The sequence below is a fragment of the Streptomyces sp. NPDC051555 genome (genome assembly GCF_044454405.1).
GTDB lineage: Bacteria > Actinomycetota > Actinomycetes > Streptomycetales > Streptomycetaceae > Streptomyces.
This window is the reverse complement of sequence record NZ_JBITDP010000021.1, coordinates 85,019-111,198: the sequence shown is the minus strand read 5'-3', so window position 1 is coordinate 111,198 and position 26,180 is coordinate 85,019. Positions and strand designations below refer to the sequence as shown.

Annotated in this window: 24 protein-coding genes; 6 read left to right on the top strand and 18 right to left on the bottom strand. The window is 73.1% G+C overall.

Annotated features, from left to right (window positions below; genetic code table 11):
* The first annotated feature begins 34 nt into the window (after positions 1-34).
* Positions 35-1,978, top strand: a complete 1,944-nt coding sequence (locus ACIBEA_RS33140) for an anthranilate synthase family protein (RefSeq protein WP_399266893.1) — start codon at positions 35-37, stop codon at positions 1,976-1,978.
* Between the two features lie 47 nt (positions 1,979-2,025).
* Here the strand turns inward: ACIBEA_RS33140 and ACIBEA_RS33135 are convergent, their stop codons facing one another.
* The 5 genes from ACIBEA_RS33135 to ACIBEA_RS33115 all read right to left on the bottom strand — a co-directional run bounded on the left by ACIBEA_RS33135 (position 2,026) and on the right by ACIBEA_RS33115 (position 7,098).
* The gene (locus ACIBEA_RS33135) at positions 2,026-3,021 is read right to left on the bottom strand and encodes a 2-hydroxyacid dehydrogenase (protein WP_399266892.1); all 996 of its coding nucleotides are present in this window, start codon (positions 3,019-3,021) and stop codon (positions 2,026-2,028) included.
* A 178-nt stretch (positions 3,022-3,199) separates the two neighbouring features.
* Entirely contained in the window at positions 3,200-4,228 is a 1,029-nt protein-coding gene (locus ACIBEA_RS33130) for a 6-phosphofructokinase (RefSeq protein WP_399266891.1), read from the bottom strand.
* A 152-nt stretch (positions 4,229-4,380) separates the two neighbouring features.
* Positions 4,381-5,076, bottom strand: coding sequence for a response regulator (locus ACIBEA_RS33125; protein WP_399266890.1), 696 nt, complete (start codon positions 5,074-5,076; stop codon positions 4,381-4,383).
* Positions 5,076-6,290 (bottom strand): MacS family sensor histidine kinase, encoded by a 1,215-nt coding sequence (gene macS / locus ACIBEA_RS33120; protein ID WP_399266889.1) that lies wholly within the window; start codon positions 6,288-6,290, stop codon positions 5,076-5,078. Before macS ends, ACIBEA_RS33125 begins: the two co-directional genes overlap by 1 nt.
* A gap of 67 nt (positions 6,291-6,357) precedes the next feature.
* A complete protein-coding gene (locus ACIBEA_RS33115; RefSeq protein ID WP_399266932.1) occupies positions 6,358-7,098 on the bottom strand; it encodes a lysophospholipid acyltransferase family protein in 741 nt (246 codons plus the stop codon).
* Between the two features lie 165 nt (positions 7,099-7,263).
* On the opposite strand from ACIBEA_RS33115, the gene ACIBEA_RS33110 reads away from it, so the two are divergent.
* Together ACIBEA_RS33110 and ACIBEA_RS33105 are read left to right on the top strand one after the other, a co-directional pair.
* Positions 7,264-8,043 carry an alpha/beta hydrolase gene (locus ACIBEA_RS33110; protein WP_399266888.1) on the top strand — a complete coding sequence of 260 codons (780 nt, stop codon included), beginning with the start codon at positions 7,264-7,266 and terminating at the stop codon, positions 8,041-8,043.
* Entirely contained in the window at positions 8,036-8,620 is a 585-nt protein-coding gene (locus ACIBEA_RS33105; protein WP_399266887.1) for a hypothetical protein, read from the top strand. The genes ACIBEA_RS33110 and ACIBEA_RS33105 overlap by 8 nt, the downstream gene beginning before the upstream one ends.
* Before the next feature lie 698 nt (positions 8,621-9,318).
* Here the strand turns inward: ACIBEA_RS33105 and ACIBEA_RS33100 are convergent.
* The 6 genes from ACIBEA_RS33100 to ACIBEA_RS33075 all read right to left on the bottom strand — a co-directional run bounded on the left by ACIBEA_RS33100 (position 9,319) and on the right by ACIBEA_RS33075 (position 14,390).
* Positions 9,319-10,098 carry an endonuclease/exonuclease/phosphatase family protein gene (locus tag ACIBEA_RS33100; RefSeq protein WP_399266886.1) on the bottom strand — a complete coding sequence of 260 codons (780 nt, stop codon included), beginning with the start codon at positions 10,096-10,098 and terminating at the stop codon, positions 9,319-9,321.
* Between the two features lie 72 nt (positions 10,099-10,170).
* Positions 10,171-11,112, bottom strand: a complete 942-nt coding sequence (locus tag ACIBEA_RS33095; protein WP_354383676.1) for an ROK family glucokinase — start codon at positions 11,110-11,112, stop codon at positions 10,171-10,173.
* A gap of 62 nt (positions 11,113-11,174) precedes the next feature.
* Positions 11,175-11,642 (bottom strand): DUF5304 domain-containing protein, encoded by a 468-nt coding sequence (locus ACIBEA_RS33090; protein WP_399266885.1) that lies wholly within the window; start codon positions 11,640-11,642, stop codon positions 11,175-11,177.
* Positions 11,643-11,713: 71 nt separating this feature from the next.
* Complete coding sequence (locus tag ACIBEA_RS33085) at positions 11,714-12,937, bottom strand: ArsA-related P-loop ATPase (protein WP_399266884.1); 1,224 nt, start codon at positions 12,935-12,937, stop codon at positions 11,714-11,716.
* 79 nt (positions 12,938-13,016) lie between these two features.
* The gene (locus ACIBEA_RS33080) at positions 13,017-13,457 is read right to left on the bottom strand and encodes an SRPBCC family protein (protein ID WP_385780933.1); all 441 of its coding nucleotides are present in this window, start codon (positions 13,455-13,457) and stop codon (positions 13,017-13,019) included.
* A gap of 105 nt (positions 13,458-13,562) precedes the next feature.
* Entirely contained in the window at positions 13,563-14,390 is an 828-nt protein-coding gene (locus ACIBEA_RS33075; RefSeq protein ID WP_399266883.1) for a metallophosphoesterase, read from the bottom strand.
* Positions 14,391-14,630: 240 nt separating this feature from the next.
* On the opposite strand from ACIBEA_RS33075, the gene ACIBEA_RS33070 reads away from it, so the two are divergent.
* Entirely contained in the window at positions 14,631-16,427 is a 1,797-nt protein-coding gene (locus tag ACIBEA_RS33070; RefSeq protein ID WP_399266882.1) for an AMP-dependent synthetase/ligase, read from the top strand.
* A 22-nt stretch (positions 16,428-16,449) separates the two neighbouring features.
* Here the strand turns inward: ACIBEA_RS33070 and ACIBEA_RS33065 are convergent, their stop codons facing one another.
* The 7 genes from ACIBEA_RS33065 to ACIBEA_RS33035 all read right to left on the bottom strand — a co-directional run bounded on the left by ACIBEA_RS33065 (position 16,450) and on the right by ACIBEA_RS33035 (position 24,824).
* Positions 16,450-18,066, bottom strand: coding sequence for a GMC oxidoreductase (locus ACIBEA_RS33065; protein ID WP_399266881.1), 1,617 nt, complete (start codon positions 18,064-18,066; stop codon positions 16,450-16,452).
* A gap of 146 nt (positions 18,067-18,212) precedes the next feature.
* On the bottom strand, positions 18,213-19,355 hold the full coding sequence (locus ACIBEA_RS33060) for a glycosyltransferase family 4 protein (protein ID WP_399266880.1): 1,143 nt from the start codon (positions 19,353-19,355) through the stop codon (positions 18,213-18,215).
* Between the two features lie 19 nt (positions 19,356-19,374).
* Complete coding sequence (locus ACIBEA_RS33055; protein WP_399266879.1) at positions 19,375-20,499, bottom strand: hypothetical protein; 1,125 nt, start codon at positions 20,497-20,499, stop codon at positions 19,375-19,377.
* Positions 20,500-20,612: 113 nt separating this feature from the next.
* The gene (locus ACIBEA_RS33050; protein WP_399266878.1) at positions 20,613-21,650 is read right to left on the bottom strand and encodes an NlpC/P60 family protein; all 1,038 of its coding nucleotides are present in this window, start codon (positions 21,648-21,650) and stop codon (positions 20,613-20,615) included.
* Positions 21,651-21,882: 232 nt separating this feature from the next.
* Complete coding sequence (locus tag ACIBEA_RS33045; RefSeq protein ID WP_399266877.1) at positions 21,883-22,914, bottom strand: NlpC/P60 family protein; 1,032 nt, start codon at positions 22,912-22,914, stop codon at positions 21,883-21,885.
* Positions 22,915-23,175: 261 nt separating this feature from the next.
* Positions 23,176-24,540, bottom strand: coding sequence for an NYN domain-containing protein (locus ACIBEA_RS33040; RefSeq protein WP_399266931.1), 1,365 nt, complete (start codon positions 24,538-24,540; stop codon positions 23,176-23,178).
* Between the two features lie 44 nt (positions 24,541-24,584).
* Positions 24,585-24,824: a hypothetical protein gene (locus tag ACIBEA_RS33035; protein WP_351040472.1), complete on the bottom strand. Its 240-nt coding sequence runs from the start codon at positions 24,822-24,824 to the stop codon at positions 24,585-24,587.
* Between the two features lie 173 nt (positions 24,825-24,997).
* Between ACIBEA_RS33035 and ACIBEA_RS33030 the strand changes: the two genes are divergently transcribed.
* Both ACIBEA_RS33030 and ACIBEA_RS33025 read left to right on the top strand, forming a co-directional pair.
* Positions 24,998-25,720: a rhomboid family intramembrane serine protease gene (locus ACIBEA_RS33030; RefSeq protein WP_399266876.1), complete on the top strand. Its 723-nt coding sequence runs from the start codon at positions 24,998-25,000 to the stop codon at positions 25,718-25,720.
* Positions 25,717-25,998, top strand: coding sequence for an Lrp/AsnC ligand binding domain-containing protein (locus ACIBEA_RS33025; protein ID WP_352215145.1), 282 nt, complete (start codon positions 25,717-25,719; stop codon positions 25,996-25,998). Before ACIBEA_RS33030 ends, ACIBEA_RS33025 begins: the two co-directional genes overlap by 4 nt.
* Positions 25,999-26,180: the final 182 nt, after the last annotated feature.

Here is a 26,180-nt window from a genome sequence, read left to right as displayed (position 1 = left end):
CCTCCACGTACCCCACTGGAAGGAAGCCCGACCCATGAACCACCACCCCTTCAGCCAACTGCTCGACCAGCTGCTCGACGACGACGCCCCGCCCTTCGCCCTGCTGCGCCGGCGCACCCCCGGCCTGGACCACGACACCGTCGAGGTGCTGACCGGCCCGGTCCACGAGGTGGAGCGCCTCGCCGACCTCCCGCTCGGGGACCTGCCCACGCTCGCCCTGGTGCCGTTCCGGCAGATCCGCGAGCGCGGTTTCGACGTGCGCGACGACGGCACCCCGCTGAGCGTGCTGGTCGCCGAGCAGCTGCACGCGGTCCCGCTCGCCGAGGCCCTGGCGGCCCTGCCCGACCACGAGGTGCGGGTCGAGGGCGGCTGCTTCGACGTATCGGACGAGGACTACGCCGCCACCGTGCGGCGGGTCATCGAGGACGAGATCGGCCGCGGCGAGGGCGCCAACTTCGTCATCCGGCGCACCTACGGCGGCAGCATCCCGGACTTCGGCCGGGCCGACGCGCTCGCGCTGTTCCGGCGGCTGCTGGTGGCCGAGCGGGGCGCGTACTGGACGTACGTCGTGCACACGGGCACCAGGACCCTGGTCGGGGCCAGCCCCGAGGTCCACGTGCGGATGACCGGCGGCACGGTGGTGATGAATCCGATCAGCGGGACCTACCGCTATCCCGCCGGCGGACCCACGGCCGAGTCCCTGCTCGCCTTCCTCGGCGACCGCAAGGAGACCGAGGAGCTGTCGATGGTCGTCGACGAGGAGCTCAAGATGATGTGCACGGTCGCCGACCGGGGCGGGGTCGTCGTCGGACCGCGGCTGAAGGAGATGTCCCACCTCGCGCACACCGAGTACGAGCTGCGCGGACGCTCGACCCTGGACGTGCGGGAGGTGCTGCGCGAGACGATGTTCGCGGCGACCGTCACCGGCTCGCCGGTGCAGAACGCCTGCCGCGTCATCGAGCGCTACGAGACCGGCGGCCGCGGCTACTACGCGGGCGCGCTCGCCCTGCTGGGCCGCGACGCCGACGGGACGCAGAGCCTGGACTCCCCCATCCTGATCCGCACCGCCGACATCGACGCCGACGGCGCCCTGCGCGTCCCGGTCGGCGCGACGCTGGTGCGGCACTCCGACCCGGCGGGCGAAGTGGCCGAGACGCACGCCAAGGCCGCCGGGGTACTGGCCGCCCTCGGGGTGCGGCCGGCCGCGCCCCGGCCCGTCGCCGGACCGGTCCGGCTCGGCGAGGACCCCCGGGTGCAGGCGGCGCTGGCGGCCCGACGCCGGGACCTGGCGCCGTTCTGGCTCCGGATGCAGGACCGGCCCGCGGTGGCCGCGGGGCACGCGCTGGTCATCGACGCGGAGGACACCTTCACCGCGATGCTGGCGCACGTGCTGCGGGTGTGCGGGCTGGACGTGACCGTACGCCGCCACGACGACCCGGGGCTGCGCGCCGCCGCCCTCGCGTGGACGGGCCCGGTCGTACTGGGACCCGGCCCGGGCGACCCGGCGGACGCCGCCGACCCCCGGATGCAGCTCCTGCGGGGGCTGGCCCGGGAGCTGCTGGCCACGCACCGGGGCGGGATCCTGGGCGTCTGCCTGGGCCACGAGCTGCTGGCCGCCGAGCTGGGGCTGCCGCTGGTGCGCAAGGCCGAGCCGGCGCAGGGGGCGCAGACCACCGTCGACCTGTTCGGCAGCCCGGAGGTGGTGGGCTTCTACAACACCTACACCGCCCGCTGCGACGACGCGGCGGCGGCCCGGCTGGCCGCGGCGGGCGTGGAGGTCTCCCGCGACCCGGCGACGTACGAGGTGCACGCCCTGCGCAGCGCGGCGGGCGGCTTCGCCGGGGTCCAGTTCCACCCGGAGTCGGTGCTGAGCCTGCGGGGCGCGGACGTGGTCCGCGACCTGTTGGCGGCCATGTGCCCGGTGCCCGCCGGGCCCGCCGATGACGCGGGAGCTCCCGGAGGCGCCGCGCGGGCGTGAGGGCTCCGGCGGGGTCGGGCCGCGGTCGGGCCCGACCCCCCGCGGGCTCAGGCCCGGGGGACCAGCGTGTTCTCCGAGCGGCGGCCCGCCAGGTAGTCGCGCACGTTGGCGACGGTCGTGGTGATGATCTGCTCCACCGCGTCCCGCGTGTAGTACGCCTGGTGCGAGGTGACCACCACGTGCGGGAAGGTCACCAACCGCGCCAGCGTGTCGTCCTCCACCGCGTCCAGGGACTTGTCCAGGAAGAACACCCCGGCCTCCGCCTCGTACACGTCGAGCCCCACCCCCGAGAACCGCCCGGCCCGCAGCTCGCTGACGAGCGCGTCGGTGTCCACCAGCCCGCCCCGGCTGGTGTTCACGAGGATCGCGTCGTCCTTCATCGTCCGCAGCGCCGCCGAGTCGATGATGTGGTGCGTCGAGTCCAGCAGCGGCACGTGCAGGCTGATCAGGTCCGCCGCCGCGAACAGCTCGTCCTTCTCGACGTACTTCATCCCCAGCTCCACGCAGGCCGAGTTCTGCGCGACGTCCCAGCCCAGCAGGTTCATCCCGAACCCGTGGGCGATCCGGGTGAACGCCTCGCCGATCTTCCCGGTGCCCAGCACGCCCGCCGTGCGACCCCGCAGGTCCCGGCCCATCAGACCGTTCAGCCGGAAGTCGAAGTCGCGGGTGCGGTTGGAGGCGCGCACGATCCGCCGGTTGACCGCCATCGCCAGGGCCCAGGCGAATTCGGCGACCGAGTACGGCGAGTAGTAGGAGACGCGGCCGACGGTCAGGCCCAGCTGGCCCGCGACCTCCAGGTCGATGTTGTTGAAGCCGGTGGAACGCTGGGCGATCATCCGCGTGCCGCCCGCGGCGAGGGTGCGCAGCACCCGCCCGTTCAGGTCGGCGTTCACGCTGGTGGAGACCACCTCGTAGCCCGCCGCGATCGGCGCGGTGTCCTCGCTCAGGAAGACGTCCAGACAGCGGACCTCGTGGTCCCCCGCGAAGGCGCGCTCCATCAGCGGCTTCTCGTCGGCCGTCACACCGAATGCCAGGATCTCCACGCTCGCTCCCGTCCGCCGGACCATGGGTCGCACCCGTGCCGCGTGCCGGGCACCGGGTGCCCCGCGCACCTTTCGTCACGATACGACCCACGCTCCGGGCCCGCCCGCCCGCCGACCGGTGGCCGCCGGGCGCCGGGCACCGGGCGCCGGCGGTGGCGGTGGCGGTGGCGGTGGCCGGTCAGCCGAAGAAGACCCCGGCCTCGGCGTACAGCGACGGGTCCACGGTCTTCAGCTTCGCCGTGGCCTCGGCGATCGGCACCCGGACGATGTCCGTCCCCTGGAGCGCGACCATCTTGCCGAAGTCCCGCTCCCGCACCGCGTCGATCGCGTGCAGGCCGAAGCGGGTGGCGAGCCAGCGGTCGAAGGCGCTCGGGGTGCCGCCGCGCTGGACGTGGCCGAGCACCGTCGTACGGGCCTCCTTGCCGGTCCGCTTCTCGATCTCCAGGGCCAGCCATTCGCCGACGCCCGACAGCCGGACGTGCCCGAAGGAGTCCTTCGTGGCGTCCTTGAGCACCATCTCGCCGTCCTTGGGCATGGCGCCCTCGGCGATGACCACGATCGGCGCGTAGCTCGCCTTGAACCGGGAGGTCACCCACGCGCACACCTGGTCCACGTCGAAGCGCTGCTCCGGGATGAGGATGACGTTGGCGCCGCCGGCCAGCCCCGAGTGCAGGGCGATCCAGCCCGCGTGCCGGCCCATGACCTCGACGACCAGGACCCGCATGTGCGATTCGGCGGTGGTGTGCAGCCGGTCGATGGCCTCGGTGGCGATCCCGACGGCGGTGTCGAAGCCGAAGGTGTAGTCCGTCGCCGACAGGTCGTTGTCGATGGTCTTCGGCACGCCGACGCAGGGGATGCCGTACTCGTCGAACAGTCGGGCCGCGACCCCGAGGGTGTCCTCGCCGCCGATCGCGATCAGGGCGTCGACCTCGTACTTGGTGAGGTTCTCCTTGATCCGGCGGACCCCGTGCTCCACCTTGAAGGGGTTGGTGCGCGAGGAGCCGAGGACCGTTCCGCCGCGGGGCAGGATGCCGCGGACCTCGGGGATGCCGAGCGGGACGGTGTCGCCCTCGACCGCCCCGCGCCAGCCGTCCTTGAAGCCGATGAAGTCGTACGCGTACTCCTGGACGCCCTTGCGCACCGCCGCGCGGATGACCGCGTTGAGTCCGGGGCAGTCGCCGCCGCCGGTCAGCACTCCGACCTTCATGGAATCTTCCCTTCGCCAAGGGGCCCGCTGAGCCCGCACGGCGGCCACGCTAGTGGTGACGCAGGTCACCCGACCCACGCTGGAAGAGTCAATTCCGGTGAATTGAAGGGTGGTTGCGCACTCTCGTTCACTCGTACGGGAATTCGTACGATCTACGCGTCGTCGAGACCGCGCTCGATGGCGTAGCGGACGAGCTCCACCCGGTTGTGCAACTGGAGCTTGCCCAGGGTGTTCTGGACGTGGTTCTGCACCGTGCGGTGCGAGATGACGAGCCGCTCCGCGATCTGCTTGTACGACAGCCCCTTGGCCACCAGGCGCAGCACCTCGGTCTCCCGGTCGGTCAGCTGCGGGGCCTTCGGCACGTCGGCGGCGGCCGGGGCGGGGTCCGTGGCCAGCCGGCGGTACTCGCCGAGGACCAGCCCGGCGAGGCCCGGGGTGAAGACCGGGTCGCCGACCGCCGTGCGGTGCACGGCGTCGATGAGTTCACCGGCGCCCGCGGACTTCAGCAGGTAGCCGGTGGCACCGGACTTCACCGCCTCCAGCACGTCGGCGTGCTCGCCGCTGGCGGACAGCACCAGCACGCGCAGGGCGGGATCGGCGCCGACCAGTTCCTTGCAGACCTGCACCCCGGGCATGCCCGGCAGGTTGAGGTCGAGGACCAGGACCTGCGGAGCGGCGGCGCGGGCCCGGCGGACCGCCTCGGGTCCGTCGCCCGCCGTGGCGACCACGTCGAAGCCCGCGGCGGCGAGGTCGCGGGCGACCGCGTCCCGCCACATGGGGTGGTCGTCGACGACCATCACCTTGATGTCGGCCGCCGACCGGTCCCCCGCGCTGTGCTCGGTGTTCATCACGAACCCGTCCTCCCCCTCGGTACTTTCAGTTCCACTTCGGTGCCCTGGCCCGGTACGGACACCAGCTCGGCCGTGCCGCCGAGGTCCCGCAACCGTCCCCGGATCGACTGGGCCACTCCCAGCCGGCCCTCGCCCGCGGCCTGGTCGAGCCGGCCCGCCGCGATGCCCGGACCGTCGTCCCGGACCGTGACGATCACCTCGTCGCCCCAGTCCTCGACCAGGATCCAGGCCCGGGCCCCGGCTCCCGCGTGCTTGCGGACGTTGTCGAGGGCGGCGGCGGTGGCGGCGGCCAGTTCCCGGGCCGCCGGCGCCGGGAGCGGGACCGGGGCGCCCGGTTCCGCGAAGCTCACGAGCGACCCGGCGTGCGGGGCGAGCAGGGCGCGCAGGTCCAGCTCCCCCTCGTCCGCGGCGGGTTCCGCCACGTCCACGCTGTCGACGAACGCGCCCCGCGACTCGTCGCGGGAGATCCTGGAGGGCGGCACCAGGCCGCTGGAGACCAGGGTGCGCAGCGCCACCTCCTGCTCCCCGGCCATCCGGCCCAGTTCGGCGGCCTCGCCGCCGACCTCCGCGCCGCGCCGCTGGACCATGGCGAGGACCTGGAGGACCCCGTCGTGGATGTCCCGGGCCAGGCGCTCGCGTTCGCGGGTGGCGGCCTCGATCTCCAGGGCGCGCGCGAGGGTCGCCTCACTGGCCCGGGCGACCTCGACGACGTACCCGATGGCGATCGAGGCGACCCACACCAGCAGCACGTTGTGGAAGGTGTCCCGGGTCGGTTCGCCGCCATGGATCACGATGTTGGCGACGGCGACGAAGGAGGAGGCGAATCCGGCCCAGCGCCAACCTCCCTTGATGGCGAAGGCGAGGACCGCGCCCGCGCTCCAGATCGACGGGAGGGTCGGGCCGCCGCCGGCGATCCGCGCCTGGGCGTCGGCGAGCGGGGTCAGCAGGATCCCCACGACCGCGACCGTGAGGTCCGCGCAGAGGAAGGGCTTCGTACAGCTCGCCGCGCTGGAGACCCTGGAGAAGGTGACCAGGGTCCACAGCACGAGGAAACCGAGGTAGCAGGCCGCCACCCAGGGGCGCTCGAACTCGCGGTGGGCGAAGCCGAAGAGCAGCACCGCGTAGACCGCGGTGAGCAGCCGGTAGGCGGTCAGCGCCCGCCACAGCGGCAGCTCGACCGACATGCGTACGACGCGTTCGCGCTTCGCCATCTCCCCCACCCCTCACGGGCGGTGGGCACCGCCCGCTCCGCCCCGCACCCCTCGCCCCGGCCGCGCGCTAGCTCTGCTCGGCGTCCGTTTCCTTGGACTCCTTGGCCAGGGCCGCGTGGTCGGCCTTGGCGGCCTTCTCCGCGTCGGCGATCTGCCGCTTGGCGGCGGTCGCGTAGATGTCGACGTACTCCTGGCCGGAGAGCTTCATGATCTCGTACATGACCTCGTCGGTCACCGAACGCAGGATGAAGCGGTCGCCGTCCATGCCGTGGTAGCGGCTGAAGTCGAGCGGCTTGCCGATCCGGATGCCCGGGCGCATCAGCTTCGGGACGACCTTGCCGGGCGGCTGGATCTTCTCGGTGTCGATCATCGCCACGGGGATCACGGGGGCACCGGTGGCCAGCGCCACCCGGGCCAACCCACCGGGCTTGCCCCGGTACAGGCGCCCGTCGGGTGAACGGGTCCCCTCGGGGTAGATACCGAACAGCTCCCCGCGTTCGATGACCTCGATGCCGCTCTTGATGGCGGCCTCGCCCGCACCGCGCGCGCCGGAGCGGTCCACCGGGAGCTGGCCGACGCCCTTGAAGAAGGCGGCCGTGAGCTTGCCCTTGACTCCCGGCGAGGTGAAGTACTCCGCCTTGGCGATGAAGGTGACCTTCCGGTCCAGCACCGCAGGCAGGAAGAAGGAGTCGGAGAAGGACAGATGGTTGCTCGCGAGGATCGCCGGCCCCTCGGCGGGAATGTTCTCGAGGCCCTCCACCCACGGCCTGAAGGCGAGCTTCAGGGAACCGCCGATGGAGAACTTCATTGCGCCGTAGATCAACTCGAAAGCCTTCCTTTGTCCGTCGAACAGACCTTAACCCGTGACCGCCCCTGTGGCGGCCCGACGACCCTGGTCGGTGTCAGCGCGGTCGCGTACGGTGAAATAGCACACCGCACCCACCCCCAGAACGTGATGATCAAGGAGATTCAGGTGCCCGTCCTCCCTGGAGCCGAGCCGTTCCGCCACGAGGGCGGAGAGGTCGGCGTCCTGCTCTGCCACGGCTTCACCGGTTCCCCGCAGTCCCTGCGCCCCTGGGCCGACTACCTGGCCGAGCGCGGGCTGACGGTGTCGCTTCCGCTGCTCCCCGGGCACGGCACCCGGTGGCAGGACATGCAGCTCACCGGCTGGCAGGACTGGTACGCGGAGGTCGACCGCGCGCTGCGGGAGCTGCTGGAGCGGTGCGAGCAGGTCTTCGTGTTCGGGCTGTCGATGGGTGGGGCGCTCACGCTGCGGCTGGCCGCCAAGCACGGGGACGCGATCAGCGGTGTCGTCCTCGTCAACCCGGCCAACAAGGTCCACGACCCGTTGGCCTTCGCGCTCCCCGTCGCCCAGCACTTCCTGCGCTCCACGCCGGGCATCGCCAGCGACATCGCCAAGGGCGGCTCGGAGGAGGTCGGGTACGACCGGGTGCCGACCCGCGCCGCGCACTCGCTGCGCCAGTTCCTGCGGATCGTGGACACCGAGCTGCCGCAGGTGACCCAGCCGGTGCTGTTGCTGCACAGCCCCCAGGACCACGTCGTCCCGCCGGTCGACTCGGCCCGGATCCTCGCCCGGGTGTCGTCCACCGACGTCACCGAAACCCTGCTGGAACAGAGCTACCACGTCGCGACGTTGGACCATGACGCGGAGCGGATCTTCGCGGACAGCTATGCGTTCATCGGGCGGCTCGCGGAGAGCATCGGCAGGGAGGGGGCGGCCAGCGGTGGCTGAGCACGAGGAGTCGTCAGGAGGCGTACCGCCGCTGGACGAAGAGGCGGCGTGGGCGGCCATCGTCGCCGGGTACGGGCAGGAGCCGCCGGACCCGCCGGGGGCGCGGCCCTTCAGACCCATCGAGAACCTGATGCTGCCGGAGGAGGACGTCCAGCCGGAACCGGCCGTGGCGCCGAAGCCGCCGGAGAAGGACGCGGGGCCGGCCGGGCCGCCGGTCCTGGGCAGCTCGGTGGTCTTCGCCCCGGGCGTGGGGGTCGGCCCGCGCGACCACTCGCTGGCGGAACCGGAGCCGGCGGCGGCGGACGGGGCCGGGGACGCGGCGGACGAGGGGCACTTCGTCCCGCCGGAGCCGCCGCCGCTCCCGTCGGGCGATGTCACATCCCGCTTCGCGTGGCTGGCGGTGGTGGGCGGGCCGCTGCTGCTGTTGGTGGCGGTGCTGCTGCAGTGGGAGATGACGTGGTGGCTGACGGCCCTGGGCATCGGCGGCTTCCTGGGCGGGTTCGCGACGCTGGTGGCGCGGATGACTCGCGGTGACGACGACGAGGACGACCACCCGGGCCGCGGCGCAGTCGTCTGACCCCGCCCGGTCGCCCTCGATCGCCGGGCGGGCTCGACCCTGGCCCGGCACCCCCTGCCCGAGCGCCCTCAATCGCCGGGCAGGCTGAATCAGCCCGACCCGGCTCCCACCAAGCCGCCCTCAAACGCCGGGCGGGCCGGTCTTGCTCCGGCCGTCTCGCGCCCCCCGCCCCGCAACGCCCTCAAACGCCGGGCGGGCTGCATGCGCTCCGGCCGCCCCGAAACCCGCGGCCCGGTGGTGCCCTCAAACGCCGGGCGGGCTGAATGAGCCCGGAACGCCGCGCGGGCAACGACAAACCCCGACCGATCCCAGCCCGCCCGGCGCTTGAGGGCACCACCGACCCCCGCCACGATCAGCCCGCCCGGCGCTTGAGGGCGCCCCCGGCCGCAGGCACGGACGAAAACCCGAGCCCAATCCAGCCCGCCCGGCGCTTGAGGGCGCCCCCGGCCGCAGGCACGGACGAAAACCCGAGCCCAATCCAGCCCGCCCGGCGCTTGAGGGCCCCCGCCGGAGGCGCCACCCGCCCCAGCGCCCCTCGACCGCAGGCATGCACGAGACCCCGGGCATGTATCAGCCCGCCCGGCGTTTGAGGGCACCGCCGACCCCCGCCGCGATCAGCCCGCCCGGCGCTTGAGGGCAGGGCGGGGCGGGGCACGGCCGGGGCCCGAGGGAGGGCACCGGGGCACCGGACGGGGCGGCTACCCCGCCGGGAGGCGGAGCGCGGCCAGGACCGGGTAGTGGTCCGTCGCCGCGCGGAGGTCCGCGACGCTGACCCCGGGCAGCCCCACCGGGACCCCTCCCCCCAGCACCTCCACCCCCCGCGAAGCGAACACCGCATCGATGCGCCGCCCAGGACCCCCCGCCCGCACCCACGTGTGCTCCCCGCCCCACGGCGCCACCGCCCAGCAGTCCTGCAGCTCCCCCGCCAGCCGCCGGAAGGCGGACCCCTCCGGCCCCTCGTTGATGTCACCGGCGGCCACCACGTACGGGACGTCCATCCCGGCCAGCCGCTCCAGCAGCATCCCCGCCTGCGCGTACCGCTCCCCCGCCCGCAGGGACAGGTGCGCACTGAGCACCCCCACCCGCACGCCTCCGATCCGCACCACGGCCGTCGCGAAGCCCCGCCGGTGCTCCCCGGGCCGCAGCGGCAGCAGCACGTCCTGCGTGCGTTCGACGAAGGCCCGCAGCGAGCACAGCAGCAGCGGCCCGGCCGCCGTCGCGCCCCCGCTCAGGACCACCAGGTCCGTCTTCGAGGCGAGGCGCGCCGCGTGCTTGCGCCAGCGGAAGAACCGCGGGGCCTCCTGGATGAAGACCAGGTCGGGCGCGCACGCCCGGATGACCCGGACCAGCGCTTCCTCGTCGTCGCGCAAGGAGCGCACGTTGTACCCGAGCACCCGGACCACGGCGGAGCCGTCCGGTTCGGTGCGCGAGCACGGCAACGGCGGCAGGGCCGCGGGCACGTCCACAGGCAGGTCCATGCGGGCCAACCTACGCAGCTGCCCGCCGCTCCCCCAGGGGGCGCGACGGGCAGACGTACGTGCGGTGCGGGCTCAGCCCTGGCGGGCCAGGTCGGCCGCGCCGACGAGTCCGGCCTTGCCGCCGAGCTGGGCGGCCAGGACCTGCGCGTGCGGACGCCAGGCGCCGCCGATCAGCCAGCGCTTGAAGGACTTGCGGATCGGGTCGAGGACGAGGTCGCCCTCGTCCGAGACCCCGCCGCCCACGATGAAGGCGGACGGGTCGAAGAGGGAGGCCAGGTCGGCCAGACCGGCTCCGGCCCAGCGGGCCAGCTCGCGGAAGGAATCGATGGCCACCAGGTCGCCCGCGCGCGCGGCCTCGCTGATGTGCTTGCCCTCGATGCCCTCGGGGGTGCCGTCGCCGAGCGCGAGCAGGACCGCCGCGTTCTCGGGGGTGGCGTTGGCCCGCTGCCGGGCGTACCGGACGAGCGCGCGCCCGGAGGCGTACTGCTCCCAGCAGCCCTGGCTGCCGCAGCCGCACAGCAGGCCGTCGGGGACGACCCGGATGTGGCCGAATTCGGCGGCGACCCCGAAGCGGCCGCGGCGCAGCTTGTTGCCGATGATGATGCCGCCGCCCAGGCCCGTGCCCAGGGTGATGCAGATGACGTCGTCGTGGCCCTGGCCCGCGCCGAAGCGGTACTCGCCCCAGGCGGCGCAGTTGGCGTCGTTCTCGACGACGACCGGCAGGCCGATGCGCTGCTCGACCTTGTCCTTGAGCGGCTCGTGGCGCCAGTCGATGTTGGGTGCGAAGAGCACGGTCGCGCGCTTGTCGTCGACGTATCCGGCCGCGCCGATGCCGACGGCGTCGATGGTGTGGCTGCTGCCGACTTCGGACACTGCGGCGCAGATCGCGTCGGTCACGCCGTCCGCGGTCGGTGGGGTGGGCACCTTGTACGTCTCAAGGATGGTGCCCTCTTCGTCGACCACGCCGGCCGCGATCTTCGTGCCGCCGATGTCGACGCCGATGGTGAGTCCCATTAGTCCCTCGGTTTCCGGTCAAACCCCGCCGGGGCCCACGGTACCCGAGCGCTGGACGAGAGTCAGTCGAGATCGATGCGCTCGCCGGGACCGGATCCGGCCCCGCCGTCCTCGCCCTTGGGGCCGGCTCCGGCCCCGGGGTCCGTGCGCGGCGAGGGCTCGTCCCGGGTCCAGCGGCGCTCGTGGCCCTCGACGGCCGAGCGGTAGGCGGCCAGCAGCTCGGAGCCCGCGGCGGCCAGGTGGTCGAAGACCTCGGGGTTGCGCTCGATCACGGGCTTGACGGCGCTCTTGGCCTGGCTGACGAACTGGCGGGCGGCGCCCTGCGCGGCCGTGCCGATCAGCGGGTTGCCCAGCCCGGCGACCTTGTCGGCGACGGCCTCGAAGAGCTTGAAGAGTTCCTCGGCGGGGCTCCCGGTCTCGGAACCTCCCCCGCCCTGCGAGCGGCGGCGTTCGCGCTCGGCGGCCAGGTCCTCGGCGCACGCCCTGGCCCAGGCGTCTTCGTCTGCGGGACGGTCGGTGGCCTCGCTCATGGCGGACTCTCCTGGGCAGGCTGCGGGGCGGTGGGAACACTCTCGACGTTACCCGAACGGCGGCACCGCGTTCAGGGCGTAAGCGGCCACTGGCCCGGGTCCGGGGTGAAACGGATGCGCAGGGTCCCCTCGTGCAGGCCCGCGCCCGTGACGGTGCACCGGCGCAGCGCCGACGGCAGCGAAACGATCCTGCGGAACGGGCCCGCCGTCAACAGCAGCTCGTCCCCGCGCCGCACCAGGTCCAGGTCCCGCTTGGTCGCCCCCGGCAGCGGCACCACCCAGACGAGCACCCCGTCCTCGGTCAGCCGGTCCTCGACCGCCCACGGCACGCGCGGCCCCGCGGGTACGTCCGCCAGCTCGTCCCGCGCGTCCAGCGCGGCCAGGTCCCGCGGACCCCTCGGGTCCGCGCCCAGGTGCTCCAGAGCGGGCCGGGCCGCGTCGGGGAGGTCCCCGGCCCAGGTGGTGACGTACTTGTCCTGTTGCGCGGCCAGTCCGGCCAGCCAGGGGTCCGTGCTGCCTTGGGGGACGAGCCGGTTGGCCACGACCGCCCCGACGGGCAGCTCGTGCAGGGCCAGGCCGAGCAGCCCGAGCCGCAGCGCGCCGTCGGCGCCCGGTCCCGGCTCGGCGACCATCCGTACGGAGGTGGTGTCCGCCTCCACCACGGCCTGGACCCCGGCCAGCTCCTCGTCCCAGCGCGCGGCCGCCTCGTACAGCCACTGCGCGGGCATCGGTACGCCCGCCAGCTGGGCCAGTACGGGCCGCAGCGCCCGGGCCGCCTGCCGCTGGGCGGGCAGCAGCCGGGCCAGGTAGCGGCGCAGCTGGGCCGGGAGCGCGAGGGTGGCGATCGCCTGGTGGACGGGCGGCATGTCGACCACGACCAGGTCGAAGGCGCCCGCCGCGGCGGCCCCGGCCGCCCGCCGCAGGGCGCGCAGCAGGGCGAACTGTTCGGCGCCGGGGAGTTCGGTGAGTTCCTCGCCGCCCAGGGGCCGTGCCCCGAGCATCCCGAGGACGGTGGATCCGCGCTCCTGGAGACTGACCAGCTCGGCGCGGAACTCGTCCGCGGAGTCGATCCGGGCCGCCCACAGGCCGTCCTCGGCGACGGGGACCGCGGTGAGTCCGGGGGCCACCTCGGCCGGTGCCCCGAGGGCCGGGCCCAGAAGGGCGCCCAGTGGGTCGCCGGGGTCGCCGGAGAGGACCAGCGTCCGCCGGCCGCGCCGGGCCGCCGCGAGGGCGGTGGCGGCGGCGACGGTGGTGCGTCCCGCCCCGCCGGGGCCGGTGATCAGCAAGGTGTGCACGAGCGACGGCTCCGGTTCGGTACGGCAGGTACGTCAGGTACGGCGAGAGGGCAGCCGGGGGCAGCGGGGCCCGGAGGGCTCAGACGGCTTCGACGCGCTTCTTCAGGCCCGCCAGCGCGCGGTCGATGATGACCTTCTCGGCCTTGCGCTTGATCATGCCGAGCATCGGGATCTTGACGTCCACGGTCAGCTGGTAGGTGACCTCGGTCCGCTTGCCCCCGTCCAGCGGGGCCAGTCGGTAGGAGCCGTCGAGCTGGCGCAGCATCTGCGACTTGTCGAGGGTCCAGCTGACCTCGTCCGCACCCTTCCAGGTGTAGTTGAGGGTGTGGTCGTCCTTGATCGCCCCGGCGTCGAGCAGCAGGCGCACCTTCTCGGCACGGCCCGCGGCGTCGGCGGCCAGCACCTCGGCCTCCTTCACCTCGCCGGTCCACTCGGGGTAGCGCGCGAAGTCCGCGATCACGGCCATGACGTCAGCCGGCGCCGCTTCGATCGTGATGCTCGAGCTGGTGTGTTCCGCCATCGCGGGCGCTCCTCCGGGCTGGTCTCACCTCCCAGCGGCAGCTGGGGAAGTTCAGAAGTGTGGCGGCCTACGGCCGCCGCGTGAAGGCTACCGCGCGGGTGGACCTCACCACTCCAGGACCCATGGCCTTCCCGTGGCCGCGAAGTGCCCGACGTTCACGCACTCGGTGGCGCCGATCCGCATCCGGCGGGCCAGCGGCTGGTGCACGTGCCCGAACAGGGCGTAGCGGGGGCGGGTCCGGCGGATGGCGTCGAGGAGGGCCGCGCTGCCGCGTTCGAAGCGGCGGGCGACCGTGTCGTAGCAGAGCTCGGGGACCTCGGGCGGAATGTGCGAGCAGAGCACGTCGACCTCGCCGATCGCCTCGACCTTGGCCGCGTACTCCTCCAGGTCCACCTCGTACGGGGTGCGCATCGGGGTGGGCAGGCCGCCGCCGACGAAGCCGAAGACCCGGCCGCCGATCTCCACGCGCTCGCCGTCCAGGACGGTGGTGCCGGGGCGGGCGTACTGCGGCCAGAGCGCGGGGATGTCGACGTTGCCGTAGGTGGCGTAGGTGGGGGTGGGGAAGGCGGCGAACATCTCCTCGTACTGCCGGCGCACCGCGCCCTCGATGACCTGCTCGCGGTCCAGGCCGGCCCACAGCTCGCGGCCCAGCGCGCGGGCCTCGTCGAAGCGGCGCTCGGTGCGCAGGGCCACGATCCGGTCGGCGTTCTCCACGCCGAAGAGGTCCGGGAAGATGCCGCGCGAATGGTCGGCGTAGTCCAGGAAGAGGACCAGGTCGCCCAGGCAGATCAGGGCGTCGGCGCCCTCTCCGGCCCGGGCCAGCGCCTCCGCGTTGCCGTGCACGTCACTGACGACGTGCACCCGGCTGCCCCGTGTGCCGCTCTTGGTCCCTTTGCGCTCCGTGCGCTCGTTGCCGCTTTTCGTACCGCCCATGACGTCACCCTAGGGGCGGGCGGGAACGGGGCATAGACGGGGTGGGGAGGATCTCGTACAGCTGCCCGGACCTGCGGTTACTTCCGAGTCGTGGAAGACGTCGACTAATGTCGGCCCGGTATGGCCGCGTCATGTGACGCACGGAACATCTGGCCGGTTCCCTCTATCGGGAACCCACTACTCGTGGGTAACGTCCGGTCGGTCCACATGGTGGCGATGGCGCCCAGAGGAGCAGCAGTCTTGCGCGAGTTCAGCCTTCCGGCCCTGTACGAGGTCCCGTCGGACGGGAACCTGACGGATCTCATCCGCCGCAACGCAGCTCAGCATCCGCAGACCGCCGTCATGGCGCGCAAGGTCGGCAGCGGCTGGCAGGACGTGACCGCCACCGAGTTCCTGGCCGAGGTCCGGGCCACGGCCAAGGGCCTCATCGCGGCCGGCGTCCGGCCCGGCGACCGGGTCGCGCTCATCTCGCGCACCCGCTACGAGTGGGTACTGGTCGACTTCGCGATCTGGAGCGCGGGCGCCGTCACGGTCCCCGTGTACGAGACCAGCTCGCCCGAGCAGATCCAGTGGATCCTCGGCGACTCCGGCGCGAGCGCCGTGATCGTCGAGAGCCCGGGCCACAGCGCGTCCGTCGACGCCCTGCGCGACCGGCTCCCCGAGCTGCGCGACGTCTGGGAGATCGAGGCGGGCGCCCTGGAGACCCTGCGCGCCGCGGGCGCCGGGATCACCGACGCCGAGGTCGACGAGCGCAGCGGCCTCGCCAACGCCGACGACCCGGCCACCATCGTCTACACCTCGGGCACCACCGGCCGCCCCAAGGGCTGCGTGCTGACCCACCGCAACTTCTTCGCCGAGTGCGGCAACGTGGTGGAGCGGCTCAGCCCGCTCTTCCGCACCGGCGAGTGCTCGGTCCTGCTCTTCCTCCCGGCGGCCCACGTGTTCGGCCGCCTGGTCGAGGTGGCCGCCGTACTGGCCCCCATCCGGCTGGGCTGCGTACCGGACATCAAGAACCTGACCGACGAGCTCCAGTCCTTCCGGCCGACGCTCATCCTCGGTGTGCCGCGGGTCTTCGAGAAGGTCTACAACTCGGCGCGCGCCAAGGCGCAGGCCGACGGCAAGGGCAAGATCTTCGATGCGGCGGCCGAGACCGCCATCGCCTACAGCCGCGCGCTGGACACCCCGGGCGGCCCGTCCCTCGGGCTGAAGCTCAAGCACAAGGTCTTCTCCAAGCTCGTCTACAGCAAGCTGCACACGGTGCTGGGCGGGCGGGGCGAGTACGCGATCTCCGGCGGCGCCCCGCTGGGCGAGCGGCTCGGCCACTTCTTCCGCGGGATCGGCTTCACGGTGCTGGAGGGCTACGGCCTGACCGAGTCGTGCGCCGCGACCGCCTTCAACCCGTGGGACCGGACGAAGATCGGTACGGTCGGCCAGCCGCTGCCGGGATCGGTCGTGCGCATCGCGGACGACGGCGAGGTGCTGCTGCACGGCGAGCACATCTTCCAGGAGTACTGGAAGAACGAGACGGCGACCGCCGAGGCGCTGGCCGACGGCTGGTTCCGCACGGGCGACGTCGGCACCCTCGACGAGGACGGCTACCTCACGATCACCGGGCGCAAGAAGGAACTCATCGTCACCGCGGGCGGCAAGAACGTCGCTCCCGCGGTGATCGAGGACCGGATCCGCGCCCACGCGCTGGTCGCCGAGTGCATGGTGGTCGGCGACGCGAGGCCGTTCGTGGCCGCGCTGGTGACCATCGACGAGGAGTTCCTCGGCCGGTGGGCCGCGGAGCACGGCAAGCCCGCGGATTCGACGGCGGCTTCGCTGCGCGAGGACGCGGACCTCAACGCCGCCGTCCAGCAGGCCGTGGACGACGGCAACGCGGCGGTCTCCAAGGCGGAATCGGTGCGGAAATTCCGCATTCTGCCCTCCCAGTTCACGGAGGAGTCGGGCCACCTGACGCCCTCGCTGAAGCTGAAGCGCAACGTGGTGGCGAAGGACTTCGCGGACGAGGTCGAGGCCCTCTACCGGGGCTGACGACCGGAACGCAAGGGACGGGCTAGCGCGGGTCCTCGGCGAGGATCCGCGCCATGTTCCGCTCGGCGAGCGCGGTGATGGTGACGAACGGGTTCACCCCGAGCGAGCCGGGGACGAGCGAGCCGTCGACGACGTACAGCCCCTGGTAGCCCTTGGCCCGGCCGTAGTCGTCGGTGGCGGCGCCCAACACGCAGCCGCCGAGCGGGTGGTAGGTGAAGTTGTCGGCGAAGTTCTTGTTGTCGCCGAACAGGTCGTAGCGGTAGATCGTGAAGTTGGCCCGGTTGATCCGGTCGAAGAGCCGCTTGGCGGCGTTCACGGACGGGGTGTTCTGGTCCCGGGTCCACTGGAGCTTCGCGGAGTCGCTGGCGGCGTCGTAGGTGAAGTGGCCGCGCTCGGGGTTCTTGGTGATCGCCAGGTACATCGATATCCAGTGCTCGAACCCCATGGGCAGCGGGGCGATCTCGGCGAAGACCGGGTTCGAGGCGTTGTCCCAGTCGTCGATGCCCAGCGCGGGCATGGTGGCCTGGTTGGCGCCGACGGTGTCCCAGAGGTGGTTGGCCCGGGCGGTCATCACGTTGCCGTTGTGGCCCCAGCCGCGGCCGACCTCCCCGCTGAGCGCGGGCAGCGCGCCGGTCTCGCGGGCGCGCAGCAGGATCTCGGTGGTGCCGAGGCTGCCCGCGCCCAGGAAGAGCTGCTTGCAGCCCAGTTCGCGGGTCCGGGTGACCCGCCCGGTCACGTCGCTGCTCTGGACGGTCAGGACGTAGCCCCCGGCCGGGTCCGGGCGTACGGCGACCACGCGCTGCATGGTCTCGATGGTGACGTTGCCGGTGCCGAGGGCGGCGGCGAGGTAGGTCTTGTCGACGCTCTTCTTGCCGTGGTTGTTGCCGTAGATCACCTCGCCCGCGAGCGCGGACCTGGTGGCGGTGCCCGCCGCCTCGCGCTTCATGTACTCGAAGTCGTAGACGTTGGGCACGAAGGTGGTCTTCAGGCCGGTGTTCTGGGCGTGCTTGCGGGAGATCCGGGCGAAGCGGTACCACTCGGTGGACTCGAACCAGGACGGGTCGATGTCGTTGACGCCGAGCATCTGGCGGGCCCGCGGGTAGTAGGTGCCGTACATCTCGTCGGCGTCGACCCGGGGCAGCACCTCGGTGAAGTACGAGCGCTTGGGGGTCGGCGCCATGCCGCCGTTGACAAGGGAGCCGCCGCCGACGCCGCGGCCGACGTAGACGGACATGTCGCCGTAGTTCACCCGGTCCAGGACGCCCGGGTAGGGGCTGATGACCCGGTTGACCACGTCGAGCCAGAGGAACTGGGCGAGCGGGGCCTCGGTGCGCGTGCGGTACCACATGGAGCGCTGGTCGGGCGCGGAGGTGGAGGGGAAGACCTTGCCGTCGGGGCCCGGGGTGTCCCAGAGCCGGCCCATTTCGAGGACGACGGTGCGCACGCCCGCCTGTCCGAGCCGCAGGGCGGCCACGGCGGAGCCGTAGCCGGAGCCGACGACGATGGCGGGGGCGTACTGCGCGGCGGCGGGTTCGGCGGCGGCCGCGGAGGACAGTCCGATCCTGGTGAACCCGAGTGCCGCGGCGGTCTGGAGGGCGCCGATCCCCAGGAGGTGACGGCGCGTCAGCTGTGATGTCATGGTCGCATCATGGGCGGAATGCTATCGTCCACCCAGACGTCGTATTGACAGATATCTGAGTGACAGTCAGATATGGCCGGGAGCAGCCTTGTTACGGCCGGTACACGATCATCGCGATCACCGCGATCACCGCGATCAACTCGGTTTCACAGCAGCCCGCGCAGCCGGTCCGCCAGCAGGTCCCAGCGCCACCGCTCCTCCACCCAGGCCCGGCCCCGCTCCCCCATCGCCCGGGCCAGCGCAGGATCGCGCAGCAGCGTGACGATCCTCTCCGCCGCGTCGGTCGCGGAGCCGCCCCGGACCACCCAGCCCGTCTCCCCGTCCAGCACCGCGTCCGGCGCGCCCCCGGAGTCCCCCGCGACCACCGGCAGGCCCGTCGCCGAGGCCTCCAGGTAGACGATCCCGAGGCCCTCCACGTCCAGCCCGCCCCGCCGGGTCCGGCACGGCATCGCGAAGACGTCCCCCGCCCCGAAGTGCGCGGGCAGCTCCCCCCACGGCAGGGCCCCGGTGAACCGCACCGCGTCCGTGACCCCGCTCGACGCGGCCAGCGCCCGCAGCGCGCCCTCGTACGGGCCGCCGCCCACGATCAGCAGCACCGTGCCCGGCACCTCGGCCAGGATCAGCGGCAGCGCCCGGATCAGGGTGTCCTGCCCCTTGCGCGGCACCAACCGGGACACGCACACCACCACCGGGCGGTCCGTCAGCCCCAGCCGGGCCCGGATCAGGTCGCCGCCCGACCCGGGGTGGAAGGTCTTCTCGTCGACCCCGGGCGGCAGCCGCACCATCCGCGCCGCCGCCGCCGCGCTCAGCGCGCCCGCGATCCGCGACCGGGTGTACTCGCCGAGGTAGGTGACCGTGTCCGTGCCCTCGCCGATCCGGTGCAGCAGGCCGCGGGCGCCGGGCAGCTGGGCCCAGCCCGCCTCGTGCCCGTGCGTGGTCGCCACCACCCGGCGGGCGCCCGCCCGGCGCAGCGCCGGGCCCATCAGCCCGAGGGGGGCGGCGGCCCCGAACCAGACCGACTCGCAACCGTGTTCGCGCAGCAGGGCGGTGGCCCGACGGGTCACCCGGGGGGTGGGCAGCAGCATCGTCGCGCCGTCCCGCACGACGGGGAAGGGCTGCGCCGCGTCGAAGGCGGCGGTGGCCGCGGCGCCCTCCGCGCCCCGCTTCCAGGTGGAGGCGTAGACGACGACCCGGTCCGGGTCCAGGCGCAGGGCCATGTTGTGGAGGAAGGCCTGGATGCCACCCGGGCGTGGCGGGAAATCGTTGGTCACGATCAGCGTCTTGTGCATCGTGCGGCGAGGCTACCGCTCACCGCAGCTCCTCCCGCAGGGTCGATTGCCACGTTTGGGTGAGGTTTGGGAGGTCGGTGTCCAGGGCGCTCCTCAGGGCCGTCGAGAGCGGATTCCGGCCGGCTTCGACATAGAGCCTGACCAGGGCCGCCTCGCCCCAGCGGTCCGCGATCAAGCGGCAGGCCAACCAGGCCCCTTCGTAGGCGCGGGCCATCGCCTGCGCGTCACCCCCGAAGGTGAACGCCTCGTTCGGGGGGAGCGCGGATGGAAGTTCACCCCGGCCCACGGCCCGGCGCAGGGTCGGTGCGACCTCCGCCGGGGTGCGCCCGGTCGAGCGGTACGCCGCCCAGTCCGCGAAGCCCTCGGAGAGCCACAGCGGGGTCGAGGCGGTGGTCGCGGAGCGGGTGGCGACGTGCGTGCTCTCGTGGGTGATGACCACCTGGCGACCCAGCTCGCCGAGGCCCTCGTACGCCTGCGGGTTGACCACCACCCGGTCCGCCGGGGCCGGGTCCACGCCCACCAGCCCGTTGGTCACCGCCGCCAGTCCCCGGTAGGCGTCGGCGGGCCGCCCCAACAGGGCGGCCATCGCGTCCACGTCCGCGGGGACCACGACCACCAGCCGGCCCGCCCACGGCCGCGGCCAGGCCGCGCCGACCGCGGGCACGGCCCGCCCCGCGACCACCGCGATCTCCTCCAGGCTCTCCCGGGAGCGCCCCCGACCGCCCAGCACCAGCGCCCGCTCCCCGCGCACCACGGACACCGGCCCCTGGTCCCACAGCTGCGGCAGGGCCCCGGGAGCGGGCCGGTCACCGGTGACGTGCCAGCCGCCGGCGTCCTCGCCCAGCGTCAGGGAGCGGGCCGAGCCCGCCGGGGCCCAGTCGTAGCCGGTGAGCCGGTAGCGCAGCTCCGCGCGCACGGAGGCCCGGGAGCCGTCCCGGCGCACCGAGGTGACCTCGTAGCTCCAGCCCTCCAGCGGGACCGCCGCGAGCGCCTCGGGCGGCCGGGCCGACCAGGCGGACACCGCCGCCCTGACGGCCCGCTCGGCGTCGTCGGGCGGCGCCCCGGGTCGGGTGCAGCCGGACCCGCAGGCCAACAGCAGCACGGCCAGCAGCGGGAGCAGCGCACGTAGGGGACCCCGGACCATCCGGCGATCGTACGCGCGCGCACGCACCCCGAGCACGGGAAGCACCACGGGCACCGCAGGCACCACGGGCAACGGCGCCCCGGGGGCCGCTCACCCCCGGGGACGCGGTCACCTCAGGGTCGGGTCACCGAGGACACCGGCATCATTCCGACGGGGTCGTACCGCACGGCGGCCCCCGGGTAGGGGGCGTGGACCACCTGGCCGTTGCCGACGTACATGCCCACGTGGCTCGCGTCCGAGCGGTAGGTCACCAGGTCGCCCGGTCGGGCCTCGGAGAGGGAGACCCTGCGGCCCGCGTGCCGCTGCTCCTGCGAGGTCCGCGGCAGCGAGACGCCCGCCTGCCGGTAGGACCACACCATCAGCCCGGAGCAGTCGAAGCCGGAGGGCCCGGTGGCTCCCCAGACGTACGGGCGCCCGATCGCGGCCCGGGCCGCCATCACGGCGGTCGCGGCGCGCCCCGAGGAGGCGGCGCCGGAGCCGGGGAGTTCGGGCAGTTCGTCGGCGCGCCCGCCGGAACGCGAAGAGCGCTCGAAGGAGGCCCGCTCCTCGGTCGGCATCGCGTTGAGCAGCCGCCGGGCGGCGGCGAGCTTGGCGGTCACGGAGCGCTTCTGGCGCGCCGTGTCGGCCCGCAGCTCGTCGAGTTCGGCGAGCTTGCCCGAGGCGACGCGCCGCTCCTGGTCCAGCTTGCGCTGCTCCTCGCGCAGTTCGTCGAGCTGGCGGGTCTGGCGGCCGGTCAGCCGGTCGAGGGCGCTGGCCTTGTCGAGGTACTCGTCGGGGTCCTCGGAGAGCATCAGCTCGACGGCCGGGTCGAGGCCGCCGGACTTGTACTGGGCCCCGGCGAAGCTGCCGAGCACCCCGCGCATGGTGTTGATCCGGTCCTGGCCGCGCGCCACGGCGTCCTGGGCGCGCAGGACCTCGGCGCGCAGCTTCGCGCTGCGCTCCCCCGCCGCGTTGAACCGCTCGGTGGCCTGCTCGGCCTCCTCGAACAGCCGGTCCACCTGGGCCCGGCTCCCGCCGGGCGGGTCGGCGGGGGCCGCGCTGGCCGGTACGCCGGTCATCGCGACCGCGGCGGTGGCCGCGGCGGCGGTCAGGACCGTGACCCTGGTGTTCCGGTCGTGGCCCGTGGGCGCGGGCCGGCGATGGGATGCCACGTGGAGCCGCCCTTCCGCTAGCGCGGGGCCCGGGTCCGCCCCCCGTGGACGGCCGTGTGCCGGGTTCCGCGCTGGCAGACAGTAGCGGCGCGACCACGCCCCGACCAACGACCGCCGGTGGGCACGCACAGTGACGCCCCGTCGACAGACGCAGGTCACCGGCGGGGCGAGGGGGCGGCGCGCGCCCCGGTAATTCGCCCGGATGGGCGGTGTTCGGGGCGCGCCGCGGGGTTCAGCCGGAGACCCGGACGCCGAACTGGAAGGGCATGTTGGCGACGGCCTCGTACTTCACGCCGCCGCGCGGGTTGGAGGCGTGCAGGGTCATGCCGTTGCCCGCGTACAGGCCGACGTGGTGCAGGTCGTCGTAGAAGAGGATCAGGTCGCCCGGCTGGAGTTCGCTCAGGCTCAGGCGGCGGCCCGCGTTCGCCTGGTCGTAGGTGACGCGCGGGATGTCCACACCGGCCTGGCCGTAGGCCCACTGGGTCAGCCCCGAGCAGTCCCACGAGTCGGGGCCCGTGTCGCCCATGTGGTAGGCGTCGCCGAGCTGCTGCTTGGCGTATTCGAGGGCGGCTCCGGCCCGGCCCGAGCCCTTCGCCCCGCCGCCGGCGTTCGCCTTGTCGGCGGCGCCGCCGCTGGCGCGCTTCTCGTCGGTGCCGAGCTGCGAGCGCTGCTCCGCGGAGAGGGAGTTGAGGACCGCCTGCGCCTCGGCGAGCTTGTCCTGGGAGGCCTTCTTCTTCTCGTTCAGTTCCTTGCGGGTGGCGTCGAGGTCGGTGAGCTTGCCCGAGGCCTCCTGCCGCTTCTGCGCCAGGCTGCGCTGCTTGGCCTGGATCTTCTGGACGGCTTCGACCTGCTGGCCGCTCAACTGCTCCAGCGTGGACGCCTTGTCGAGGTAGTCGTCCGGGTTCGCGGAGAGGAACAGCGCCAGCGAGTTGTCTATGCCGCCGGTGCGGTACTGGGCGCTCGCCATCGAACCGAGTGCGGTGCGCAGGGTGTTGAGCTCGTCCTGCCCCTTCGCCACCTGGTCCTGGATCTGGCCGATCTCCTTCTCCAGCTTGTCCTGGCGCTCCTTGGCCCCGTTGGCCTTCTCGGTGGCCTGTTCGGCCTCCTCGTAGAGCGCGTCGACCTTGGCCTTGGCTTCGTCCTTGCTCGGCTGCGGGGCGGCGGAGGCGCCGTTGGCGGAGAGGACGACGGCCGCGGCGGCGGTGGCCGTCAGGACGGTCACGCGGAGGCGGCTCGGCTGCTTGGGTCGACGGTGGGACGCCACGGGGGCGAGCTCCTTCTTCCTAGAGCCACCGCAGTACGCACACTCGGCAGCCCCTCCGCCCGGCACCCCGAATGAGTGATCCATCGCACGAAGGTTTGGGCCGACCCTAGTGACCCCCCCGTGATCAGTTCAAATCCTGACGAGAAAAAAATCGGTCACCGACCAGCTTCTTTACCTACATCGCACGCCCCGTAGCGGTCACTTGACGGTACGTTCCGAAAATCCCGACAACTTACCCAATCAACCAATCACGGCCAGGAGTTACGAAACGCGCGAAAGCCGCTTCAGCAACAAGGCGGACGTCACCGGCCGCGCCCCCGCCTTGGCCACGCCGTCGGCCACCTCCCGGTCGGTGGAGACCACGACCACCGGCCGCCCCGGCGGCTCCGCGCGCACCAGCTGGCGGATCAACTCGTCCGCCGTGACGCCCGCCTTGGAGAACAGCACCCGGACCCCGCGCGGCGGCGCCAGCAGCACCGGCGCGGCCAGCTCGGCCCCGTCGAAGACACACGTCATCTCGGCGCCGCTCTGGGCGGCCAACATCGACAGCCCGCCCAGCAGCCGCAGCCGCTGCTTCTCCAACGGCATCGTCGGATAGCCGGTCTTGGTGACGTTGTAGCCGTCCACCACCAGATGGGCCTGGGGCAGCGCCAGCAGCTGGTCCAGCAGCGCCGGATCCGTCTCCGACAGCGCCCGCGCCGCGATGTCCTTCGGGGTCATCCGGCCCGGCTCCACCGCCTCCACCGTGTCCGCCGGACGCGTCGAGACCGGCGGCAGCGCCAGCTCCCGGCGCAGCCCCTGGGCCGCGTCGAGCACCGTGTCGAGCAGCAGCCGCAACCGCATGTCCTCGATGCTGCGTCCCTCGCGGGTGGCCCGGCGCGAGGTCTCCAGCGCCGACTCCACCTCCGCCAGCCGGGACTTGAGCCGCCGGGACTCGCTCTCGGCCGCCACCACCCGGGCGCCGGTCTCGCTGCGGATCCCGTCGATCTCGGCGATCACCTTGCGCAGGGCCGCCTCACCGCGCTTGACGTCGTTGAGGGCGCTGCGCAGCTTGCGCTGAAGCGATTCCGCTTCCTTGCGGGCGGCCTCCAGCTCGGTGCGCACCTGCTCGCCGCCGGTGCGCTGCTGCTCGCGCAACTGCGCCAGCTCCTCGCGCAGCCGCTCCAGCTCGCGCTGGGTCTCCTCGCCGACGCGCTCGGCGTCGGCGCGCTGCGCCTCCTCGCCGGCCGCGGCCACGAGCTTGACCCAGCCCGCGGGCCGCAGGACGTACGCGGCGGCCGCCACGTCCAGCGGGTCGGCGGCCGCGGGCGGCGCGCCGGACTCCAGCGCGGCCGACAGCTCCGGCTGGGCCTCGCGCAGCTTCTCGGCGACCCGGCCGCGGAAGACGGCGTCCGTCTCCACGGCCGCCGCCATCGCGTTGCCCGCGAACTTCGCCCGCCGCGTGGGGGTGAACCGGGCGTACTGGCGCAACTGGCCCGGAAGGTCGGCGACCGTCAACCCGCCGAAGGCGTCCGAGACCAGCGCGACCACCCGGCGCCGCACGCCTTCGGGCAGCGGGCGGTCGAGCACCTCCGCGGCGTCGCCGGCCGCGTCGGCCGGCTCAGCGCCGCTTGCTGGCTCCACAATCCGTCACCCCTACCGTTACTTCTCGACCGCGGGCACCGGCTCCCTCAGGAGTCCGTACCCGGCCGGTCCACGAGTTCGATCTGGTCCACCGCGTTGCACCAGCGGCAGCGGACCGACTCGATGGTCTCATTGACCACCTCGCGCTCCTCGACCTTGGGCTCCCCGGCGAGGTCCAGGTGGACGTACTCCACGACCTTCGACGAACGGGTCACGTCGAACCGCGTGAGGTTGCCGCACAGCGTGCAGCGCCACCGGGTCGTCTCCGTCGGCAGGGGAACCGTCATCAGGCCGCTCACTCCTTCGTCGCTCTTTCAATTAAAGCGGTCCGCGCCTCTCGGCGGGACCGTGGCTCGTAACCCTACGGCCTGACGTCCCCCTCGCGTGGGGCACAGTCCTCCATGCGAGACGCGGCGGGGCGAGCCGTCCCGATCCCTCCTCTTACGCCATGCTCTGTCCCATGAGCGCAAGGTGGCCGGCCGTCCGCGAGGCCGCCCGCGGCCCGGTGGTGACGTACGCGCTGATCGCGGCCTGCGCCGTCGTCTTCGTCCTCTCCCCCGCCTCGGGGATGAACCCGGTCTACGGCACGGGCGAGGACCTGGTGGCGACCGGGACGGCGTACTTCCGCCGCTGGGGCGTCGTACCGGACGAACTCTTCACCGGCACCCTGCGCGCGGCCCTCACCCCGCTGACCGCGCTCTTCGTCCACGGCGGCTGGCTGCACCTGCTGGGCAACTGCCTCTTCCTGTACGTCTTCGGCGCGATGACCGAGGAACGCATGGGGCGCCTGCACTTCCTCGTCTTCTACACGACCACCGGCTACCTCGCCCTGGCCGCGTACGCGGCGGCCAACACCTCCTCCGACCAGACCCTGGTCGGCGCCTCCGGGGCCATCTCGGCCGTCCTGGGGGCCTTCCTGTGCCTCTTCCCCAAGGCCCGGGTCACCAGCCTCTTCCCGTTCCTCTTCTTCGTCCCGCTGCGCTTCCCCGCCTGGATCGTGCTGATGTTCTGGTTCGGCCTCCAGTGGCTGGCGGCGCAGCGCGCGGGGAGCGGGCCCGGGGTGGCCTACCTGGCCCACGTGGTGGGCTTCTCGCTCGGGTTCCTCTACGCGTGGGTGCGATATCGGCGTACGACTAGAGTGAGGCGACCAGCGACGGCCACCGAGGGAGACAGCCAACCGTGATCACCGCGATCGTGCTCATCAAGACCAGCGTGGACCGCATCCCCGAGATCGCCGAGTCGATCGCGGCGCTGGACAACGTCAGCGAGGTCTACTCCGTCACGGGGACCTACGACCTGATCGCCCTCGTCCGGGTGCCGCGCCACGAGAACCTGGCGGACATCATCCCGGGCCGCATCAGCAAGATCCCGGGCGTGGAGGCGACGGACACCCACGTGGCGTTCCGCACCTACTCCCAGCACGACCTGGAAGCGGCGTTCGCGATCGGCCTCGACGCGTAACGCCTGGCGGCGAGCCGCTGCCCTTGCCCCTGGCCCGGGGCGTCGCCTCGGCCCGGTCGGTCCGCCTCGATCGCCGGCGGGGCTGAGGATGTGCACCCCTGGCCGGGGTCGGGGTGGGTCAGGGTGGCGGTGCCGCGACGGGGTGGGGTGTCTCCTCGGCTCGCGGCCGCGGCCTCGTCGGA

Excerpts from the sequence above, each read along its gene's own strand:
- ACIBEA_RS33140 (WP_399266893.1), top strand. The coding sequence starts at position 35 with ATGAACCACCACCCCTTCAGCCAACTGCTCGACCAGCTGCTCGACGAC.
- ACIBEA_RS33130 (WP_399266891.1), bottom strand. The coding sequence starts at position 4,228 with ATGAAGGTCGGAGTGCTGACCGGCGGCGGCGACTGCCCCGGACTCAAC.
- ACIBEA_RS33125 (WP_399266890.1), bottom strand. The coding sequence starts at position 5,076 with ATGAACACCGAGCACAGCGCGGGGGACCGGTCGGCGGCCGACATCAAG.
- macS (WP_399266889.1), bottom strand. The coding sequence starts at position 6,290 with ATGGCGAAGCGCGAACGCGTCGTACGCATGTCGGTCGAGCTGCCGCTG.
- ACIBEA_RS33115 (WP_399266932.1), bottom strand. The coding sequence starts at position 7,098 with ATGAAGTTCTCCATCGGCGGTTCCCTGAAGCTCGCCTTCAGGCCGTGG.
- ACIBEA_RS33100 (WP_399266886.1), bottom strand. The coding sequence starts at position 10,098 with ATGGACCTGCCTGTGGACGTGCCCGCGGCCCTGCCGCCGTTGCCGTGC.
- ACIBEA_RS33095 (WP_354383676.1), bottom strand. The coding sequence starts at position 11,112 with ATGGGACTCACCATCGGCGTCGACATCGGCGGCACGAAGATCGCGGCC.
- ACIBEA_RS33090 (WP_399266885.1), bottom strand. The coding sequence starts at position 11,642 with ATGAGCGAGGCCACCGACCGTCCCGCAGACGAAGACGCCTGGGCCAGG.
- ACIBEA_RS33080 (WP_385780933.1), bottom strand. The coding sequence starts at position 13,457 with ATGGCGGAACACACCAGCTCGAGCATCACGATCGAAGCGGCGCCGGCT.
- ACIBEA_RS33075 (WP_399266883.1), bottom strand. The coding sequence starts at position 14,390 with ATGGGCGGTACGAAAAGCGGCAACGAGCGCACGGAGCGCAAAGGGACC.
- ACIBEA_RS33065 (WP_399266881.1), bottom strand. The coding sequence starts at position 18,066 with ATGACATCACAGCTGACGCGCCGTCACCTCCTGGGGATCGGCGCCCTC.
- ACIBEA_RS33060 (WP_399266880.1), bottom strand. The coding sequence starts at position 19,355 with ATGCACAAGACGCTGATCGTGACCAACGATTTCCCGCCACGCCCGGGT.
- ACIBEA_RS33055 (WP_399266879.1), bottom strand. The coding sequence starts at position 20,499 with ATGGTCCGGGGTCCCCTACGTGCGCTGCTCCCGCTGCTGGCCGTGCTG.
- ACIBEA_RS33035 (WP_351040472.1), bottom strand. The coding sequence starts at position 24,824 with ATGACGGTTCCCCTGCCGACGGAGACGACCCGGTGGCGCTGCACGCTG.
- ACIBEA_RS33030 (WP_399266876.1), top strand. The coding sequence starts at position 24,998 with ATGAGCGCAAGGTGGCCGGCCGTCCGCGAGGCCGCCCGCGGCCCGGTG.